This window comes from Natronoglycomyces albus (assembly GCF_016925535.1).
GTDB classification, from domain to species: Bacteria; Actinomycetota; Actinomycetes; order Mycobacteriales; family Micromonosporaceae; genus Natronoglycomyces; species Natronoglycomyces albus.
In genome coordinates, this window is sequence record NZ_CP070496.1 from 2,954,797 (window position 1) to 2,973,363 (window position 18,567).

At 61.9% G+C, this 18,567-nt stretch carries 16 protein-coding genes; 7 read left to right on the plus strand and 9 right to left on the minus strand.

What is annotated here, in order from left to right; genetic code table 11:
* The first annotated feature begins 314 nt into the window (after positions 1-314).
* Complete coding sequence (locus JQS30_RS12740) at positions 315-746, plus strand: (deoxy)nucleoside triphosphate pyrophosphohydrolase (protein WP_213170627.1); 432 nt, start codon at positions 315-317, stop codon at positions 744-746.
* Positions 747-915: 169 nt separating this feature from the next.
* Here JQS30_RS12740 and JQS30_RS12745 read toward each other — a convergent pair whose 3' ends face one another.
* The gene (locus JQS30_RS12745; protein WP_213170628.1) at positions 916-4,224 is read right to left on the minus strand and encodes a S8 family serine peptidase; all 3,309 of its coding nucleotides are present in this window, start codon (positions 4,222-4,224) and stop codon (positions 916-918) included.
* Positions 4,225-4,959: 735 nt separating this feature from the next.
* Positions 4,960-5,706 (minus strand): hypothetical protein, encoded by a 747-nt coding sequence (locus JQS30_RS12750; RefSeq protein ID WP_213170629.1) that lies wholly within the window; start codon positions 5,704-5,706, stop codon positions 4,960-4,962.
* A gap of 123 nt (positions 5,707-5,829) precedes the next feature.
* On the opposite strand from JQS30_RS12750, the gene JQS30_RS12755 reads away from it, so the two are divergent.
* Positions 5,830-6,966 (plus strand): DNA recombination protein RmuC, encoded by a 1,137-nt coding sequence (locus JQS30_RS12755; protein ID WP_213170630.1) that lies wholly within the window; start codon positions 5,830-5,832, stop codon positions 6,964-6,966.
* 42 nt (positions 6,967-7,008) lie between these two features.
* Here the strand turns inward: JQS30_RS12755 and JQS30_RS12760 are convergent, their stop codons facing one another.
* Positions 7,009-8,208, minus strand: a complete 1,200-nt coding sequence (locus tag JQS30_RS12760; protein ID WP_213170631.1) for a DUF418 domain-containing protein — start codon at positions 8,206-8,208, stop codon at positions 7,009-7,011.
* 222 nt (positions 8,209-8,430) lie between these two features.
* A complete protein-coding gene (locus JQS30_RS12765; RefSeq protein ID WP_246497913.1) occupies positions 8,431-9,393 on the minus strand; it encodes a 4-hydroxy-3-methylbut-2-enyl diphosphate reductase in 963 nt (320 codons plus the stop codon).
* A 43-nt stretch (positions 9,394-9,436) separates the two neighbouring features.
* Here JQS30_RS12765 and xseA point away from each other — a divergent pair, with 43 nt between their 5' ends.
* The gene (gene xseA, locus JQS30_RS12770) at positions 9,437-10,762 is read left to right on the plus strand and encodes an exodeoxyribonuclease VII large subunit (RefSeq protein WP_246497914.1); all 1,326 of its coding nucleotides are present in this window, start codon (positions 9,437-9,439) and stop codon (positions 10,760-10,762) included.
* Complete coding sequence (locus JQS30_RS12775; RefSeq protein WP_213170633.1) at positions 10,759-10,968, plus strand: exodeoxyribonuclease VII small subunit; 210 nt, start codon at positions 10,759-10,761, stop codon at positions 10,966-10,968. The genes xseA and JQS30_RS12775 overlap by 4 nt, the downstream gene beginning before the upstream one ends.
* A gap of 187 nt (positions 10,969-11,155) precedes the next feature.
* Here the strand turns inward: JQS30_RS12775 and JQS30_RS12780 are convergent, their stop codons facing one another.
* Complete coding sequence (locus JQS30_RS12780) at positions 11,156-11,887, minus strand: DUF4245 family protein (protein WP_213170634.1); 732 nt, start codon at positions 11,885-11,887, stop codon at positions 11,156-11,158.
* 111 nt (positions 11,888-11,998) lie between these two features.
* On the opposite strand from JQS30_RS12780, the gene JQS30_RS12785 reads away from it, so the two are divergent.
* From JQS30_RS12785 to JQS30_RS12795, 3 genes are all read left to right on the plus strand, one after another.
* Entirely contained in the window at positions 11,999-12,886 is an 888-nt protein-coding gene (locus JQS30_RS12785; RefSeq protein ID WP_246498162.1) for a carbohydrate kinase family protein, read from the plus strand.
* 312 nt (positions 12,887-13,198) lie between these two features.
* On the plus strand, positions 13,199-14,173 hold the full coding sequence (gene egtD, locus JQS30_RS12790) for an L-histidine N(alpha)-methyltransferase (RefSeq protein ID WP_213170636.1): 975 nt from the start codon (positions 13,199-13,201) through the stop codon (positions 14,171-14,173).
* A 186-nt stretch (positions 14,174-14,359) separates the two neighbouring features.
* Positions 14,360-14,725, plus strand: coding sequence for a DUF488 domain-containing protein (locus JQS30_RS12795; RefSeq protein ID WP_213170637.1), 366 nt, complete (start codon positions 14,360-14,362; stop codon positions 14,723-14,725).
* A gap of 23 nt (positions 14,726-14,748) precedes the next feature.
* On the opposite strand, the gene JQS30_RS12800 is transcribed toward JQS30_RS12795, so the two are convergent.
* Genes JQS30_RS12800 through JQS30_RS12815 form a run of 4 tightly spaced genes read right to left on the minus strand, consistent with a single transcriptional unit; the run spans position 14,749 to position 18,473 of the window.
* Positions 14,749-15,474 carry a response regulator gene (locus tag JQS30_RS12800; RefSeq protein WP_213170638.1) on the minus strand — a complete coding sequence of 242 codons (726 nt, stop codon included), beginning with the start codon at positions 15,472-15,474 and terminating at the stop codon, positions 14,749-14,751.
* 22 nt (positions 15,475-15,496) lie between these two features.
* A complete protein-coding gene (locus JQS30_RS12805; RefSeq protein ID WP_213170639.1) occupies positions 15,497-16,702 on the minus strand; it encodes a sensor histidine kinase in 1,206 nt (401 codons plus the stop codon).
* A gap of 10 nt (positions 16,703-16,712) precedes the next feature.
* Complete coding sequence (locus tag JQS30_RS12810; protein WP_213170640.1) at positions 16,713-17,543, minus strand: hypothetical protein; 831 nt, start codon at positions 17,541-17,543, stop codon at positions 16,713-16,715.
* A gap of 27 nt (positions 17,544-17,570) precedes the next feature.
* The gene (locus tag JQS30_RS12815) at positions 17,571-18,473 is read right to left on the minus strand and encodes an ABC transporter ATP-binding protein (RefSeq protein ID WP_213170641.1); all 903 of its coding nucleotides are present in this window, start codon (positions 18,471-18,473) and stop codon (positions 17,571-17,573) included.
* Positions 18,474-18,567: the final 94 nt, after the last annotated feature.

An 18,567-nucleotide genomic window follows, 5' to 3' on the forward strand; every position in this document is an offset into this window, starting at 1 on the left:
CCGAATTGTCGCCAGTTCTTTATCTTCACTTCCCGAGTGTTCCTGCTTCAGAGCCACTTGTCCAGAGTCACAAATCAGACAACTTGGCCTTTAGTACTGCCTTTGTGACGCCAGTCGACTAATTCAGGGCGCAAACACGACAGAACAATCTGTTCGTCTAAACATCGATCATCCGTTCGGATGATAGCCGCGAAGAACTCGACGCAAGGGAGTCGCAGAAACACTATTTGCGCACCACTCTTCGTGTTGCGAGACAACTGCACAGGGTTGCCCCGAAAATATCCTGCCCGGATCGATCGCACTAAACTGAGCCCATGAACAACAAAAGGACCATCGTCGGGGCAGCAATCATCTCCGACGACGGACGGGTCCTGGCCGCTTCCCGCGCCGAGCCCGCCCCCATGCGAGGCCAATGGGAGTTTCCCGGAGGTAAGGTCGAACCCGGCGAGACCGAAGTGGACGCCCTACGCCGAGAATGCATCGAAGAAGTCGGCGTCGACATCTACGTAGGCCCCCGCCTAGGCGTCGATATTCCCATCAAGGACGACTACATTCTCAAGGTCTACCTAGCCCGTCTGCGCCACAGTGACGACACTCCACAAGCCCTTGAACACCTCGAAGTGCGGTGGCTTAGCGCCGAGACCCTCTACGACGTCCCCTGGCTCCGCGCTGACCTGCCACTAGTGCGGGAACTGGAAAAGCTGCTGCCGAACCGAATCCAAGACGCCCTGACCGCCGCCGATTAGTCCGGACCCGCGCAATGCCAACCAACGGCGCTGCGCCTCGATCGAGGACAGCTGGGGTCGCGACGTAGACGTCGCGACCCCAGCTTTATGCAGTTGTGCTTCCTATTCGGTCACTCCTGGCGGCGCCACACTCCTGAAGCCCCGCAAAGAAATGCCGAAACCTCTCGAATTAGCAGCCCAACTCGTTCAACGTGAAGTTCTGCATATTGGTCGTACCCGCACTGACGCTCACCTGGGCGAACTCGGCCGAGTAGCCGTCCTTCGAGATGATCACGACGAACGAACCGCTGGTCACCCAGTACTCGTAGAACCCGTCAGCGTCGGCGATGAGGTCAAACCTCTGCCCAGTCGACGAGTTGAACTGCACCTGAGCGCCAGCCAGCTCGACCACGTCACCACTACAGGTGGAGGCCAGAACCGTACCGACGACCTTGCCCTGGTCAGGCTGCGGCACGACGCGCATGGACACGTCAACCACCGGCAGGTCGTTCGGCGACGCGCCACCAGTAACCAAAGTGGTCGTGTACAGACCCGGTGTAGCCGAACCGTAGTCAGCGCTGGCGGTCGTGGTCACAGAAACCGTGACCGTCTCGCCCGCGTCGATGAAGACGGTGTCGTGATCGACCGAGACCCAGCCGGTTCCGGCCTGATCGGACACGCCCTGCATCTCGAAGTCACCCTCACCCAGCGAGAGGGTGATTTCTCCACCGGCGTCGCCGATGTTGGTGATGTCAAGCTGATGGGTCCAGAAACCGCCCTGCTGCACAAAGGAGTTCAACGAGGACTTGTCGGTGACGAACTCAGTGGTTCCCAGTGCGAAGTCGGCACCCACCACAGAGCTGTTGTCGATGTCGAGCGTCTGGGAGTACTGGCTGAAGTCCGGGTGCGAAGCGGTGACATCCACGTCGCCGGTCGCTCCCGTGAACAACCAGTAGCTGCCGTCGCTGTCAGTCGTGACCGAGAAGTCGCCAGCCGAGACGGTGGCGCCTTCGATGGCGTTGCCATTGGCGGAGTCAGTCACTTCGCCACGGACGATGCCACCCTCTTGCGCCTCACAGGTGTCGGGTCCAACGGCGACGTTGTCGACCATCCACCACCAGGCCCAGGTGCCGTTGTTCTCGTAGTGGAACTTGACCTGCGCCTCGGTGGCGTCGGCCCATTCACTCAAGTCGACCTCTTCAGAGGTGCCTCGCAGCGCGGAGTCCTTGAACCACACTTCCTCCCAGGTCTCGCCAGCATCGGGGCTGAAGAGCACCGTCGCCGTCGAGTTGCCAAGGTGGCGGTAGTCGTTGTCGAACGTGAGCACCGGAGTGTCAGCCTGAGCCAGGTTGAACACCGGGCTGATCAGCTCAGTGTTGACCTGGGTACCGGAGCCGGCACGGTCGGAGTCCGCGATGGCGAACCCACCCTCACCGGGAGTCTGGTTGGAGCGGCTGGATTCGAACGCCCACGGGGCATCCTCGTGATCCACTACCGTCCAACCGGCCGGGGTCGAACCGCCCTCAAATCCCTCACCGAGGATCGCGGCACCATAGCCGGGGGCCAGACAGCCCGCGGTGTGCGGCACTTCGATCACGTCGGAGGCGGCGCTGATGACGCTGACCTCAACCTGTTCGTAGCCCGGGTAGTTCACGTCGACCACGAGGTCGTGTTCGCCCTCTGGCAGGGTGACGGTGAAGTCACCGGTCAACGGGTCGGTCGTGGTCGAAACGCCCGCTCCGACCACGGTAACCGTCGCGTCCAGCGGCCAACCGTGTTCACCGGCGTCCACCACGGTTGAGGAGAACTCGCTACCGGGCAACGTGTCCAGTTGAACGTCAAAGACAGCGTTCTCGTCTTCGACGATCTCCACGGTGCCGGTGGCGGTCTCGTAGCCAAACAGCGAGACGCTGATGTCGTACTCGCCGACCATCAGGACCGGAACCGAGTACTCACCGTCGGCGTTAGTGGACGTGGAGGTCGACATCGGGCCAGTGACCTCGACGGTGGCGCCCGCGAGGGCCTCACCGTCGGCATCGGTCACGACGCCGCCGAGCGAACCGGTGTCGCCCATCGGAGAGGCCATAACGGCCGCGAGGGCGTCCAGCTTTCCGTGGCCGTAGACGTTGTTGTAGAACTCGTCTCCACCACAGCTGGTGTCGTTGGTGTGGTCGTCGTGGAAGGTCGTCTCGTTCAGAATCTCCCAGATGGCGTCGACGTCGCCCGACAGTGCCGGGGCGGCCGAAATCATCAAAGCGACCGTGCCAGCCACGTGCGGGGCGGCCATCGAGGTTCCGGAAATGGTGTGGTAACCATCGCCGGGCCATGCCGAGTACACGCTTTGGCCGGGAGCCGACAGCTCCGGCTTGATGTCCGCCTCAGCGTCCTGGCTGGCGCCACGGCTGGAGAAGGACGAGATCGGTCCGGACTCGGAGTGCGAACCAACCGCGAAGGCGTTGAGGTAGCCACCGGGCGAACCAGTGGTGTTACAGCTAGGTCCGCTGTTACCGGCGGAGAAGACCGGGAAGATTCCCATTTCCCACCAGGCGTCGACCATGCCCTTGAAGATCGGGTCATTGGCCGGGGTTCCCCACGAGTTGTTCACCACGTGTGGGGCCTTGGTCGGGTCCGGGTTCTCACCATTTTGGTCCGTCGGAGCCGCGATCCACTGTCCGGCTTCCAGCAGCGGCGGAGCTTGCCCACCGGGGCAGCAGCCGTTGACGGCGATCCAGTCAGATCCCGGGGCAACACCGAAGGCTACGCCGTTGGGGTCGGTTCCACCGGTCATCGTTCCGTGAACGTGGGTTCCGTGACCGTTGGTGTCACAGGTGTCCGCACTTCCACACTGGTTGTCGACGTCGAAGAAGTTGTAATCGTGGTCGAAGTTTCCGCTACCGTCGTTGCCGCGGTAGGAGTCCACTAGGGCCGGGTGGTCAAATTGGGCACCGGTGTCGATCGACGCGACTGTGACGCCTTCGCCGGTGACGCCCAGTTCGCTCCACACCGCAGGTGCGTTGATCTCGTCGACGCCCCAGGTGAAGTCGTTCAACGGTTCATAGTCGTCGCCCAGATCCACCGGTTCGATGAACTCGGGTTCGGTGTAGGGAATGATTTCGTTAACCTCGGCGCGCTGGGCGACTTCGCCCAAAACGTCGATGTCTCCGTTTACACGGATGGTGTTGACAATCCAGTATTCCTGGTGGTCGATTCCGCTCTCAGAGAGATACTCAAGGAGGTCGCCCTGAGTAGCGGCGGCCTGGGCTTGGAGGGCCTCGACCGCTGCGACGCCTTTGGCTTCCTTTGTGGAAGCCGCGGTGGAGGCGGTGAAGTCCGCCTCGTTGTCGAGCATGAGCCAGAATTCGGATTCGCCCGAGGCCTTGACCTCATCGAGGACGTCCACGTGCACTTTGGCCTCGATCGCGGCCTCAGCGCTAGCGAATTCATCAGATTCGGAAGGGGAGCCAAGAGCATCCTCTGCGAAGCTGGGACTGGCGGCCATAGCCGATACCAGTACTCCAGCTCCTGCAACGGCTACTGCTCGGCGCCATCGTCGTTGGTTTCTCGCCACGACGGCTCCAATCATGTAGTTCTTCCGGGGTCCCGCCGGGGTGACGGGATCAGCCGCATCGCCCATTTGGGGATGGGAGGAACGAACTCTCGGACATTCCGCAAAGGGTTGTGCTCTGTGGGCACGTGGGGGATTGAGGTTGTCTGAGAGGCTCGTTCTGGCAATGCGCTGCACCACATATTGACGTTTATTCAGAGTCAAGGCAAGGGCGGTATTACCGTTTGCGCCGGATGTGGGCGCAGATTTCGAGCCTCAGAGCACAGTGGACCACCCTGCCAAGAATGGACACAATGGACTGACAAGTTTGCCAATCCAGATACGCGACACATCAACGTACAGGAGTAACGAATTCGGAGCTAGTTTGACTAGTCGTCACAACGAATACCAATTGCGACATAGCTCGCGCGGCCATATGTGACGTTCGCGGCTCCATCACCGGCTCCCCCTCGTCCCTCATAGTGAGAAATGTCACTGAATATTGCTCATGTCATCGCGCAGAGCGATGACATGAGTCCAGAGCGAAATGACAGCGTTTGCATAGGTGCTTATCAATGTGACACACGGAGATTGAGTGATGGCACAGCAGTGCCGTGCCCTATGGAAACAGAGAGAAGGGACAGCCTATAGACACACCTGACATGGGTGGAAAGTCGAAGCAGGCATGGATTAAAAGTCGAAACCACCGAAGTCCATATCGCCCCCGGCGTCGCCGCCAAAGTCGCCCCCGGCGAAGTCATCGCCTCCGGCGTCCATGTCCTCCCCCATCCCATCGTCGCCGGCGTCCCCTGCCCCACCGTCAACAGCGCCAGTGGCAAAGGCGGGCGCCAATAGCGCCGAAAAGATCATCATCGCGCCAACACCAGCCAGGGCTCCGGTCGCGGCGGGACGCCACCACGGAGTGGAGTACCAGCCCGCCGGGACGGGCTTGCCTTCGACATGACCGCCTGGGTAATAGTGCTTGTTGTCGGCATTGGGCCGCGGCGAAGCGGTAATGGTCTGGCCCTGCACTTCGGTCGACAGATCTTCCTTCAGCGTTCCGGCCCGGGCCTGGCCCGGCAGCAGTTCCACGGCAGGCCCTGGGTCCATGTCCATGGCCTCACGGGCCGCACGCACGTAGTGCAGACCTTCGACGGCAGTCTCCTTGGCCAGCGCGTACTGCCGCACGGTGGTGGAACGTTCAAGCTGCGACCCGGCCGCCGTATAGCGCTCGCCCGCGTCGGCCAACGCCTGACCGGCCGCGACGTTGTCGGCTGGTGGCACGAGGTTCATGGTTTGTCCGCCGAGGCGTTCGTACAAGCGCTGCGCCTCTTCGCGGGCGTCTGCCAGTTGGGCTTCGGCTCGCTTCTTGTTTTGGGACATGAGGTAGAAGCCCACCCCGACAGCGATGATCAGCAGTACAACCCAAAGTTCCATGCGGCCAATGCTACCTGGGGTCTGGCTGTTGGCGCATCGTCGGTTTTTTGCATGTAGTCGCTGTGGCCAACGCCCACGGCTCGGCCTCCAGTCGAAGTCGGGGACGCCCTCTACGATGTGAGGATGGAATGGGTGCTATTGGCAATTGTGTGCGTTTTGGCCGGTGCGGTTGCGGGTTGGTTCGCGGGTCGGGCCAAGCAGACTGCTCAGTTGGCGGCTCTGTCGGCCCGCTTGGAGGCCGCCGGCGAGAACGAGACCCGCTTGGAGCAGTCGTTGCGGGCGGTGTCGATGGAGGCGGCGGCGCATTCACGGCAGGCCGTCGGCGATGTGCTAGCGCCGCTCCATGATTCGTTGCATCGCTATGAGCAGCATTTGGGTGATGTCGAGCGGGCGCGGCGGGATGCGTATGCCCAGTTGCGGGTGCAGTTGGGGAACGTGGCGGATGTCAACGAGTCGCTGCGCAATTCCACATCGCAGTTGTTGCAGGCGTTGCGTACTCCGCAGGTGCGTGGGCGCTGGGGCGAGGTGCAGCTGCGTCGCATTGTGGAGATCGCGGGCATGGTTGATCACTGTGATTTTTCCGAGCAGGTCTCGGCCGATGTCGACGGTTCAGTGGTGCGTCCGGATTTGGTGGTGCGTCTGTCGGGAGACCGGCAGCTGGTGGTGGACGCCAAGGTTCCGCTGAATGCCTATCTGGGGGCGATGGAGGCCGACGATGAGGCTGATCGAGAAGCGCATCTGGTGTTGCACGCCAAACATGTGCGTTCTCATGTGGAGGCTTTGAGTAAGAAGAACTACTGGCGGGCGATGGCGGATTCGCCGGAGTTCACGGTGTTGTTTGTTCCGGCGGATACGTTTTTGGACGCGGCGTTGAAGCACGATGCGTCGCTGTTGGAGGACGCTTTCGGCAAGGGCATCATCTTGGCGTCTCCGGCTACGTTGATGGCGCTTTTGCGTACGGTGGCGCACACGTGGCAGCAACAGGCGTTGACGGAGAACGCACGTTTGGTCCATCAGTTGGGCCGGGAACTGCATGCGCGCCTACAGACGGTCGCGGGCCATTTCGTGAAGCTGGGTTCGTCGTTGGAGGCGGCGACGGGGGCGTATAACGCGGCGGTGGCTTCGGTGGAGTCGCGGTTGTTGGTGACGGCGCGACGGTTCCATGATTTGGGGGTGGCCACTGAGGTGCCGCAGCAGGTCTCCCAGGTGTTGACCACGACGCGTAAGCCGTCCTGGGGAGGTGAATCCGACGAGTCCTAAGGCTCGCCGCGTGTGCGCCCAGGACGGCTGCGCGGCTTGGGGTCAGTTCGTGGGCTTGGCTTGCTTGGCGGGTCGGTAGACAAGGGTGCGCAGTAGTTTGTCCGCGGGCCCGGGTTTTCCGGCGGAGTCTTGGGCTCGCATGAGGACGATGCCGCTGACCCAGATGAGGAAGGCGATGGTGACGGCTCCGGCTCGGTGGGTGTGGTCGCCGATTCCAATGAGGTCGGGGTGCATCACCACGGCGATCATGACTGAGCAGTAGAGGTAGAGCGTCAGCGATCGTTGTCCACCTGCGGCTAGCGCGCGGGTGATGGGGCCTCGGCTGCGTTCCAGCCGGATGCCCAGCAACGCGAACGCGGCTACGTAGCCGATGCCGCCGATGATTCCGGTCAGGATTTGCAATCCTGAGGTCAACCCGTAGGCAGCGTCGCTGAGGTCGAGGGCACCGGCTCCGGCCAGAGCCATCGGTAGCGCGCCGAGTACTGAGATGGTGATGCCGCCGATGGCGAGTTTACGCAACGTGTGGCGGTGGCGTTCCGGGTCGTCCAGGTATCCCTTGCGCCCCATGATGATGCCGATGATGACCAGGATCAGCGTCGGGAAGAAGAACACGTTGAAAAGTGGCGCGATGGGCCCACTGACCATGCGCTCGACCCAGTCGGTTGCGGTGAGGTAGCCCGGAATGGCAAAGTCGCCTTCGTCCATCTCCTGGGCGTAGGCGCCCATGGCCAGGGAGCCCAGCATGATGACCACGACGTAGTAGACCGAGACTATGGCTGCCGCGCGGGCGAGAACTGTGCTGGGGCGGAACAGCAGCCAGGCGAGGATCAGTGTCGCTAGGCCGTAGGCGGCCAGGATCTCGCCGGGGAACACGAGGATGGCGTGTGCGATGCCGAAGACCAGCAGCCAGAGTGCACGACGTTTCAAGAGTCGGCGGGAGTCTGCCTCGGAGGTGCCTTTCTGGCTTTGCCGGGTCACGAGCATGACCATGCCGATACCGAACATGATGCCAAAGAGCGGGAAGGCGCGGTTTTCCAGCAGGAGGGTGGCGGTGAAGCTGACGGTTTGATCCAACCCGCTGCCGCCTGGCATGGAGCCGTAGCCACCCACGTCGGATGCGGTGAGGTAGATGCCCGAATAGGCCATGGCGATGAGCAGCAGCATAAAGCCCCGAGCCAGGTCGGGAGTTAGTTTGCGTTGGGGGATGGAGGTGGGTGTGGTGTGGGTGTCGGTGGTGGGCATGGCGGCCTCTCGATTGATGGGGCTCTAAGACGACGTGGTCGATGGGTGGGCGACAACAGTCAGCCCACCCATAATCGCGTCCTCTGTACCCAATTACATCAGGTGGTTCGTCCCACAGCAAGCCAATTACACCGAATGCGCACCTCATTAACCGATTTTTCCCACCCAACACGAAAGCCGACCCCCCACAGGGAGTCGGCTTTCACCTCCAGCGGCGCCGCACTACTGTGCAGATGCGGCGGCTTTCATGTCTTTAACCAGCTCACGAGGCAAAGCAAAGGTGAGTTTCTCCGTCACCGGCTCATACTCCTTGACGTCGCCAAACCCACGCTCAGACAAAAACGCGAGCACATCGTCAACAAGATTGTCCGGGACCGAGGCCCCCGAGGACAGGCCGACAGTCTCAACCCCATCGAGCCACCCCTCCTCAATCTCGTGCGCGAAGTCGATCAGATGCCCATCCTTGGCCCCAGCCTGCACGGCGACTTCCACCAGGCGCACCGAGTTCGAGGAATTCTTAGAGCCGACCACTAGCACCAAATCACATTCGGGAGCGATCTCCTTGACCACCTGCTGTCGATTCTGCGTCGCATAACAAATGTCATCCGAAGGTGGCGACTGCAGCAACGGCAGCTTCTTTTGCAACCGATCAACCGTCTCCATCGTCTCGTCCACCGACAAAGTCGTCTGCGACAACCACACAACCTTCGAGGGGTCACGCACCGTCACGTTTTCCACATCATCCGGGCCATCAACCAGCTGGATGTTCTCCGGTGCTTCCCCAGTGGTGCCAATGACCTCCTCATGGCCCTCGTGACCAATCAGAAGAATGTCAAAGTCATCGCGGGCGAAACGGCGAGCCTCCTGATGCACCTTGGTCACCAACGGACACGTCGCGTCAATCGCCTTAAGGTTGCGCTCCTCAGCCTGGTCATGCACCTCTGGCGCGACACCATGGGCGGAAAACACCACAATAGAACCCGGGGGCACTTCCTCATTCTCTTCGACAAAGATCGCGCCCTTGTCGCGCAGCGTGTCGACCACATGGCGGTTGTGGACGATCTCCTTGCGCACATAGACGGGGGCCCCATACAACTCCAGGGCCTTCTCCACCGTCTCGACAGCTCGGTCCACCCCGGCGCAGTATCCACGGGGCTTTGCTAGAAGTACTCGTTTCGCAGCCACGTCATCGATGGTAGCTGTCTGGTCCGGGGGTTACAGTAGGCCCGTGCCTCACAACTCAGCTGAGACAAGCGACACAACCGCACCAGTCACGCCCGGTGGCCACAACCCTGCGGACCGTTCCACAGCGGAACCAGGCAAAAGCCCCGAGGCGGCATTTCCGGTCCGGGAACTCTCCGCGCGCATCAAAGGCTGGATCGAACGGCTCGGCCATGTATGGACCGAGGGCCAGGTCACCCAGATCAACGTGCGCGGCGGCTTCGCCTACATCAACCTGCGCGACCCCTCCGCGGAAGCCACACTCAACGTGCTCGCGCCCCGCGCCATCGCCCAAGCCGTCGAGCCTCCACTCCAAGCCGGATCCCAAGTCGTCATCGGTGGAAAAATAGACTGGTATACCCCGCGCGGCACCCTGTCATTGCGCGCAACCGAAATCCGACCAGTGGGCCTGGGGGAACTACTGGCCCGCCTCGAAAGACTCAAGAAACAACTTGACCAAGAGGGGCTCTTCTCCCCCGCGCGCAAAAAACCGCTTCCGTTCCTGCCTCGCGGAATCGGCCTCATCACCGGACGCAACTCCGACGCTCAACGAGACGTGCTCAAGAACGCCCAGGCCCGCCTCCCCGCCGCCCACTTCATCGTGCGTGAGGTCGCCGTAGGGGGAACGCAAGCGGTCCCGCAGGTAACCTCGGCGCTGGCCGAACTGGACACAAATCCGCAGGTCGATGTCATCATCATCGCTCGCGGCGGTGGCGCGATGGAAGACTTGTTGCCGTTTTCGGACGAGACTCTCTGCCGCGCGGTCGCAGCCGCACAAACACCAGTGGTGAGCGCGATCGGCCACGAGCCGGACACACCGTTGCTGGACTTCGTCGCCGACGTGCGTTGTTCAACCCCCACCGCCGCCGGCAAGACAGTAGTCCCCGACCTCAACGAGGAAACACAGCGCCTGAATGATGCCCGGCTACGCTCCGCTCTAGCGCTCAAAGGGTTGCTTGACCGCGAGCAACAGCGCCTCGAGTCAGTGCGGGCCCGCCCCTGTTTGGCCGATCCACACTCGATGTTGACCGAGCGAACCGAAGCGATCGCCACCTTGCGGCTGCGAGCCCGAACGCGGTTCGCCAGCCGCCTCGAACAGGCCGAAGAGTCGCTGGTACACATACGGGCACGCGTGCGCTCACTGTCGCCGCAATCGACACTTGACCGGGGCTTTGCCATCGCGCTCACCGACGACGGGCAGATCGTGCGAGACGCCGAGCATGTCCAGACGGGGCAAGGCCTGCGGCTCAAGCTCGCACGCGGGAGGCTGCGAGCCGACATCACCGAGACCACACCACATCGTGACAGCCACACCGAAGAGGACACAACATGACTACCGAGCAGCTCAGCTACGAGGAGGCCCGTGCCGAACTCGTCGAGGTCGTGCAGAAACTGGAAGCCGGGGCCGCCACACTCGAAGAGTCCCTCCAGCTGTGGGAACGCGGCGAGGAACTGGCCGACCTATGCCAGTCACATCTGGAAGGCGCGCGCGAACGCCTCGACGCCCGCATGGCTTCCCGAGCCGAAACCACCGAGTGACTCACGCTTGAGTTGAGCGCGCGGCACAAGTTGCGTCTCGTGACGAATAATCACCCGCTCGCAACGTGCCGACTAGTTCCTGCCCACCGGCAGCGAGTCCCCGCAGGCCCAACCGGGAAAGGCACCACACAGCCCGCTCAGGAGTGACGAGCCTTGGGCAGCGACAACAGCGACGGTGTTGCCTCAGTCACTCCGTGCGTTGGAACTGTTGCTCAGTCCATGTCGCGACGTCAATGCCCTCGGCCAAGCCCGCAGCCAACTGCTCGATGTCGTTGGTCTCCCCCTGCTGAGCCAACATGGCGACCGTCACGCCGTCCAGCTCGCTCACCCAGGCCAGCACACTGCCCGCGCCCAGATACACCGTCCATCGTTCCCCGGCCACATCGGTGGTCTCCCGCAATGTCGCCCCACCGGGGAATTCGATGCTGACATACTCTTCAATGCTCGCCGTGGTCTGTACTACTTGGTAGCCCTCGCCTTCTGGCGAATACCAGCCCACCCGAGCCACCACCGCGTCCTCGTTTTCGCCCTGCCGGGACGAGAACGCCTGCGAAATGGGCTTCCAGTCATCTGACAGCTGCGGCACCCGCACATCCAAGCCCGCGCCCTGCGCCGACACATATGTCCCGCTGGGGTCAATCATGCTGACCGAACGGTCTTGCGCCAGCCAGTTCCACGCCACGAACACCAACGCCAAGGGCACCAACAGCACCGCCAAAGACATCGACATGTCCCGGAAACGGCGCTGCTTGGGCCGCATATGGGACGGGGCGATGACGCGCGGGTGGCCCTCGGAATTCTCAGGCACACTGGAAGCGGCGGCGTCGCCGTCGCGACCGCTCGATTCGAAGTCGCGCCCCTGGTCAGCGTCCTGTACGTCGTTCTCAGCGGCATCGGGCTCGCGTTGGGAGGAAGACATGGCCCCATTTTCTCGCACCCGTAAGAGAACTCCCCGCCGACCCCACTGGAAGTTGAGCACCCCACCTGGTAAAACAGTGACACCGGCGGAAGGAGCCCCTCGTTGATTCTCGTGGCAGGCGAAAATCTCATTGACCTCGTACCCGAAAGCGGTGGCCTCTTGCGGCCCACCTGCGGAGGAGGTCCAGCCAATACGGCAGTGGCCTGCGCCAGACGGGGCATCCCCATCGGGCTCATCGGGCCCGTCGGCGGCGACGTCTTTGGGCAAAAGACGTGGGAACGCTTTGTGCGTACCGGCGTCAAACGCACCTATCTCCAGCGCACCGACCTACCCACCTCGATGGCCCTGGCCATGGTCGATGACAAGGGCCAGGCCATCTACGACTTTTGGACCACCGGCACCGCCGCCTTCGCGTGGGAGGGCACCGAGCCGCCCCGGGCGGATCAAGACGATATCGACTCAATCCACTTTGGCTCACTGGCGGCCTACTTGGAGCCCTCGGCATCCATAATCGAGAACTGGATCAACCGTTCCCGCCAGCACGTGCCCATCTCGTTTGACCCGAACATCCGGCTTGCCGCGATGGGTGAAATCGAAAAGGTGCGGGAACGAACCGAGCGGCTCGTTGGCCTATCGCACATCGTGCGTGCCAGTGAAGACGATCTCGTCACGCTCTATCCGACCGAGACGATCAAGTCGATCGCGCAGCGTTGGCTAGAGGCCGGACCCCACCTAGTCGTGGTCTCACTGGGCTCTTCCGGAGCAGTGGCGTTCCACCGCAAGTTCACGCTGACCGAAGCCGCACCGCAGGTACGGGTTGCCGACACCATCGGAGCCGGAGACGCCTTCACCTCCGGGCTACTGGGGTGGCTGACCTCGGCGGGCTGGATGAGCCTGGATCGGACCGGCGCCTGGGGTAACCCCACAGTCGTGCAAGCCGCGCTCAAGTATGCCTGTCATGTGGCCGCCGAAGCATGTCTAGTCCCCGGAGCCCCATAGAGACCCCCTCCCGCGCGTAGAGAATTCATAGGAAAAATTGACACCCGAGTGCGGGCAAGACCATCTGCCACCCGCACTCTAGAATTCATCACCTGGCACATCCTCCAGCCGTGCCTGTGTCACCCCGCAGCCGCTCCGAATGCGACGACTCGGAGTTGCGGCGAACTGCGCATTTCGGCATTCCCGCTGCTTGTGCCCCATAACATGCCTTTATCGCCCGAGTCCCAGAATAAGAATTCCCCGTCGGTAGATCCCGCTGGGACTTATTCTCGGATGTGAGAATAACTTCCCATTGCTGGGAGGGAGGGAACTATGACCACGAACCCGCAGATCACCGTCCTCATCGACGATAGTGACCTCCATAATGAGCTGCGTGCCGACGTACGCGGCGGAATGGCCTCGCACCCCAAATGGATGCCCCCCAAATGGTTCTACGACAAACGCGGATCGGCCCTGTTCGAACAAATCACTCAGCTGCCCGACTACTACCCCACCCGCTGCGAGACCGAGATCTTGCTCGAGCATTCCAAGGACATCGTCACCGCCGCCAAGGCGCACACGATTGTCGAGCTGGGCTCGGGGATGTCGGAAAAGACCCGGATTCTGCTCGACGCTTTCCACAACCACGGCGACTTGCGGGCCTACTACCCATTCGACGTCTCAGACGTGACCGTTGAAGACTCTCTAGAGATCCTCACTCAGACCTATCCGCATCTGAAACTCGGCGGAGTCGTCGGGGATTTCACCCGGCACCTGCACCATCTGCCCACCGGCGAAGGCCGCCTCGTCGTCCTTCTTGGCAGCACCATCGGCAACATGCTCCCCACCGAGCGAGCCGAACTACTGACGAATCTGCGGCAAGAACTCAAACCCGGTGAACAGTTCTTGCTCGGCGCCGACCTGGTCAAAGACACCCAAACCCTGATCGCCGCCTACGACGACCCCCAAGGCGTCACCGCGAAGTTCAACAAGAACCTTCTTCACGTGCTTAACCGCCATTTCGACGGTGACTTCCAACCAGAGAACTTCTCCCACGTCGTGATCTGGGACGACAAGGCCGCAGTCATCGAGATGCGCCTCCGCGCCCAGAAAGGCATGCGCGTGGACCTGTCGGCTCTGGACATGGAGCTCACATTCCAAGCCGGTGAAGACCTGCACACGTCGGTGTCAACGAAGTTCCGGCCCGACGCCCTGCGCGCGGAACTGGACGCGGCGGGCTTCGGCGTCACTCACCACTGGGACGATGAACGCAACTATTACACTCTGCTGCTGGCCGAAGCCATCTAAGGCACTGAGGGCAGCGGCGTCAACCGCGTCTGGCCCTCTGGTTAACCTGCGAGAACTTCTCCTGCGGCGCTGGTGGAGTCGTATTTTGCATAAGAGGCCAAAGGCACCTTCAACCTGCGGAAACTAGCCGGTTCGCCTGCACTTTCTCACCTTGTCGGTTATGAATGGGGGAAAGGAGTGCGATTCATGGCGATACACATTGAACGAGTCTATGGCTACTCACCTAGCTCGCAACCGGCGTTCCTCGTCGACCGACTATGGCCGCGCGGAATTAGCAAAACAGACCTCGATGGCGTCGAATGGGCCAAGGACGTAGCACCTTCACCACCGCTACGAATCTGGTTCGGGCATCGCGCCGAGCGTTTCGACGACTTCGCGCGGCGTTACCGCCGGGAATTGGAGGGTAGAGAAGGCCCCCTGAAGGCACTGCTCAAGGCAGCGAGCAAGGGAGACATCACACTTCTGTATGCCGCGAAGGACCCCGAGTGCAATCACGCCCTCGTGCTCCGTGACTTCCTCAACGAACGTGTTTCGGCCCAGTCCGATCGTTAGCCCAAACACATCCAGCGACGGTTCTACCCCGCGCATAATGAAATCTCTGAGAGCTGGCCCAGCGACAAAACCGCTGGGCCAGCTAAATTCTGCTGCGGAGCAACCAGACCCGCGTTGTAGGCAAAGATCACCGCGTGAACGCGATCGCGCACCTGAATCTTGTTAAATATCCGCCCCACGTGCGTCTTGACCGTCGACTCTGACACATGGAGGCGTTGGGCGATTTCAGTGTTGCTCCAGCCCTGCCCGATGACCGTCAAGATCTGGCGTTCCCGGTCGGTCAGTCGCGCCAATGGCTCGGTAATGGCCCGGCTGGGCGCTACCGGCTCCGCGTTGATAAACCGGTCGAGCAGCCGTCGCGTCAGCCGAGGTGCGACGACGGCGTCTCCGCTGGCCACAGCCCGGATGCCGGAAAGAAGGTCCTCGGGCTGAGCGTCCTTGATCAGAAAGCCCGAAGCTCCGGCCCGCAGGCCCGCCATAGCGTATTCATCCAGGTCGAATGTGGTCAGCAACAGCACCCTAGTGGGCCCGTTGTCGGCCACAATGGCACCAGTGGCGGCGATGCCGTCCATCTTGGGCATGCGAATGTCCATCAGCACCACGTCCGGGCGTAGGCTTCGCACCTGTTGGACCGCCTGAGTACCGTTCTCGGCCTCCCCGACCACCTCTAGGTCCTCTTGGGTCTCCAGCAGCATGCGAAACCCCATACGCTGCAAGGCATGGTCGTCCACGATCAATACGGTCGTCACAGCAGCCCATTCCTCTTTTGTGTCAGGTCGGCAATGTCAGGGTGACGTGCCAACCTCCGGTCGCCTTCGGCCCGGCCTCCAACGTGCCCCCGTACGCCTCGGCCCGGCGACGCATTCCGAAGATGCCTTGGCCGGATTCATTCTCCTTGCTAAGTGAGACCGAAGGTTGCTGCCTAGCTGAGGAATCCGCGGGCACAGGGCCTGTGTTGGTAATCGTAACGGCCAACCGCTCAGCATTGGCGCTGATAGTGACCTCAGCGCTACGGGCGGGGCTACCGTGGCGCAAGACGTTCGTCAGCGATTCCTGTACCACCCGATAGACGACAAGCCCCATTCCCGGACTCATCTGCGGCAGCTCACCCTCATACCGCAGGCCTACCGCTAGGCCGGTTGCGCGGACTCGCTCGACCAGCGACTCCACGTCAGGCAGACCCGGTTGCGGGCTCAGTTCAGCGGGCTCTTTGTCATCTTGCAATACATATAGGACTCGGCGCAGTTCCGAGAGCGCTTCTCGACTGGCTGAACCGATAGCGTGCATGGCCTCTTCGGTCCGTTCGGGTGAGGAGCGCGCGGCATAGGCACCCCCATCTGCCAGCGCGGTGATGACGGCGAGATTGTGCCCGATGATGTCGTGCATTTCTTGGGCGATGCGGGAACGTTCGGCGGCGACGGCCTGATCGGCGGCCGTTTCGCGCTGGGCGAGCTGGTATGCCCTCCGGCTGCGAATCAACCATCCGAACAACAGCACGAACAGCCACGGCATGACCATGTTTTCTATCAAGGTATTGGCGTGTGGTTCGGGCCAAGGCCCAACGGTGAGGAAGATATTGGCCGCGATGAGGACGCCGAAGCTCAGTAGTGCCTTTATTGGGCTGCGCAAGGCCACGTTGAATAGTGCGATCACCACCGCCAGTTCGGCGCTGATGGCCTGGCCGGTTATGACGGCCAGCGTGACCGGCACGGCTTGCGCCGCCAGCACTGCGACGGGGTAGCGGCGTCGCCATATCAGCGGTATCACATGCAAGAGCCACATGGCCAGCGGCAAGGCGAACGTGGGGCCGAAGTCTTCGTGCCAGTGGCCCCACTGGCCGAAGACGTAGCTCAATACCGCGACTAGCAGTAGTGCGGCGGGCAGCGCGATATCCCACTTCAGTGGGCTCCGGGAGTCGAAGTCCCGGGCCCACTGAGTGAGGCTACGTCGCTTGGTACGAGGCTGTGAGGGCGTCACTGGCTTATCTTCACACGTCGCGGTGTTTCAATGTGGCAGCTCCGGCCGCGAGGAACACGACGAGCCAAGCTAGGCACATTAGCGTGGCCACTCCCGGCGACGGCCCGGAGGCGACAGGGTTGAGTTCGGTCAGCGGCAGCACCGTCTGGGCCGGTAGGTAGGGAATGAGGTCGGTGGCGCGTTCGCCAGGCAACAAGTGCAGCAGATTGGGCAGTAGCAGGAATATCCCCACGAACGTGGTGATGCCACCGGCGGTGTTGCGCAGCAATGTGCCTAGCGCTAGCCCCAATAGTCCATAATAGACTACGCTGAAGGTTATGCCTGCCAAGGTGCGGATGACGCCGTCGTCTGTCAGACCCACTGCCAGCGGGTGATCGCCTAGTTGCGCTTGGGCGACGAAGTACGCCGCAAGGGTGACTGCCCCGAAAATGACGGCGGTGATCGCGGTGAACACGATGGCCTTGTTACGAAGCAATCCGGTGCGGCCGGGGGTGGCGGTGAGAGTGGAACGGACGCTTCCGGTGGCGAATTCGCTGGTCATCAAGAGCACGCCAAGGATGCCCATCAGGATTGAGCCGAAGCTGATTCCAAACAGGGTGGAGCCAATTGGATCGATCCCGGCGACCTGTTCGAAATCGCTAAAGCTGCGGGCGGCGGGGATGGTGACCGCTATGGGAATGACCGCGGCGAGGATCACCATCATCCAGGTGGAGCGCAGGGACCAGAACTTGGTCCACTCGCTGAGTAGTTGCCCTCGAAAAGACAGGCGGTACGGTCTGGCGTTGCGCGCGGGGGTGGGTGCCTGGGCGACGTCGATGGGGCTGGCCTGGGTAGTGGTCATGGAGTTCTCCTTTGGCTGTGGGCGCTGCTATTTGCTGCGGTACTCGAACGCGTCGCGAGTGAGGTCCATGAAGGCCTCTTCGAGTGAGGTCTGGTGGGTGGTCAGTTCGTAGAGGGTGATGCCGTGTTGAGCGGCGACCGCCCCGATGCTGCGGGCTTCGAGGCCACTGATGGTGACGGTGCCTGGTTTGACTGGCTTGACGCTCACCTGTGGGCCACGTAGATGGTCGAGCAGTTCCTCAATGGTGGGGCTGGAGACTTGGACAGTGCCAACTCCGGCGCCCTGAAGGAAATCGTCCATGCTTTCGTCGGCCATGAGCTTGCCTTTGCCGATGACCACAAGGTGGTCGGCGGTTTGCGATAGCTCGCTCATCAAGTGTGAGGACAGAAAGACAGTGCGGCCTTCGGCGGCAAGACTGCGCAAGAGTTCCCTAATCCAGCGCACTCCTTCGGGGTCGAGGCCATTGACGGGCTCGTCGAGGATAATGATTTTGGGGTCTCCCAGCAGCGCCACTGCAATGCCGAGCCGCTGCCCCATGCCTAGGGAAAAGCCGCCGGGGCGTTTCTTCGCCACCTCCGATAGGCCGACGAGGTTAAGCACTTCATTGACCCGGCTGCGTGGGATGCGGTGGGTGTGAGCCAAGGCCATGAGGTTGTTGAAGGCGCTGCGTCCGGGGTGGAGCGACTTCGCGTCCAGAAGGGCTCCGACTTCGGTCATGGGCGCGCTCAGGTCGGCATAGCGCTTACCGTTGACGGTCACGGTGCCAAGGGTGGGTGTGTCGAGGCCGACGATGGCGCGCATGGTGGTCGATTTGCCAGAACCATTGGGGCCAAGGAAACCAGTGACTTTGCCCGGTTTGATGGTGGTGGTGACATCATCGACGGCGACTTTCTTGCCATAACGTTTGGTGAAGTTCTGAATTTCGATCATGATTGCAACGCTATGGGCCGACCAGGTGGGGAACATCGATCCGTGGCCGGATCTTCGGGCCGGGTTGTCGTACCTGGGGCCTATACCCACAGAC

Excerpts from the sequence above, each read along its gene's own strand:
- JQS30_RS12815 (WP_213170641.1), bottom strand. The coding sequence starts at position 18,473 with ATGATCGAAATTCAGAACTTCACCAAACGTTATGGCAAGAAAGTCGCC.
- JQS30_RS12760 (WP_213170631.1), bottom strand. The coding sequence starts at position 8,208 with ATGCCCACCACCGACACCCACACCACACCCACCTCCATCCCCCAACGC.
- JQS30_RS12775 (WP_213170633.1), top strand. The coding sequence starts at position 10,759 with ATGACTACCGAGCAGCTCAGCTACGAGGAGGCCCGTGCCGAACTCGTC.
- JQS30_RS12750 (WP_213170629.1), bottom strand. The coding sequence starts at position 5,706 with ATGGAACTTTGGGTTGTACTGCTGATCATCGCTGTCGGGGTGGGCTTC.
- egtD (WP_213170636.1), top strand. The coding sequence starts at position 13,199 with ATGACCACGAACCCGCAGATCACCGTCCTCATCGACGATAGTGACCTC.
- JQS30_RS12810 (WP_213170640.1), bottom strand. The coding sequence starts at position 17,543 with ATGACCACTACCCAGGCCAGCCCCATCGACGTCGCCCAGGCACCCACC.
- JQS30_RS12740 (WP_213170627.1), top strand. The coding sequence starts at position 315 with ATGAACAACAAAAGGACCATCGTCGGGGCAGCAATCATCTCCGACGAC.
- JQS30_RS12755 (WP_213170630.1), top strand. The coding sequence starts at position 5,830 with ATGGAATGGGTGCTATTGGCAATTGTGTGCGTTTTGGCCGGTGCGGTT.
- JQS30_RS12745 (WP_213170628.1), bottom strand. The coding sequence starts at position 4,224 with ATGGCCGCCAGTCCCAGCTTCGCAGAGGATGCTCTTGGCTCCCCTTCC.
- JQS30_RS12780 (WP_213170634.1), bottom strand. The coding sequence starts at position 11,887 with ATGTCTTCCTCCCAACGCGAGCCCGATGCCGCTGAGAACGACGTACAG.
- JQS30_RS12795 (WP_213170637.1), top strand. The coding sequence starts at position 14,360 with ATGGCGATACACATTGAACGAGTCTATGGCTACTCACCTAGCTCGCAA.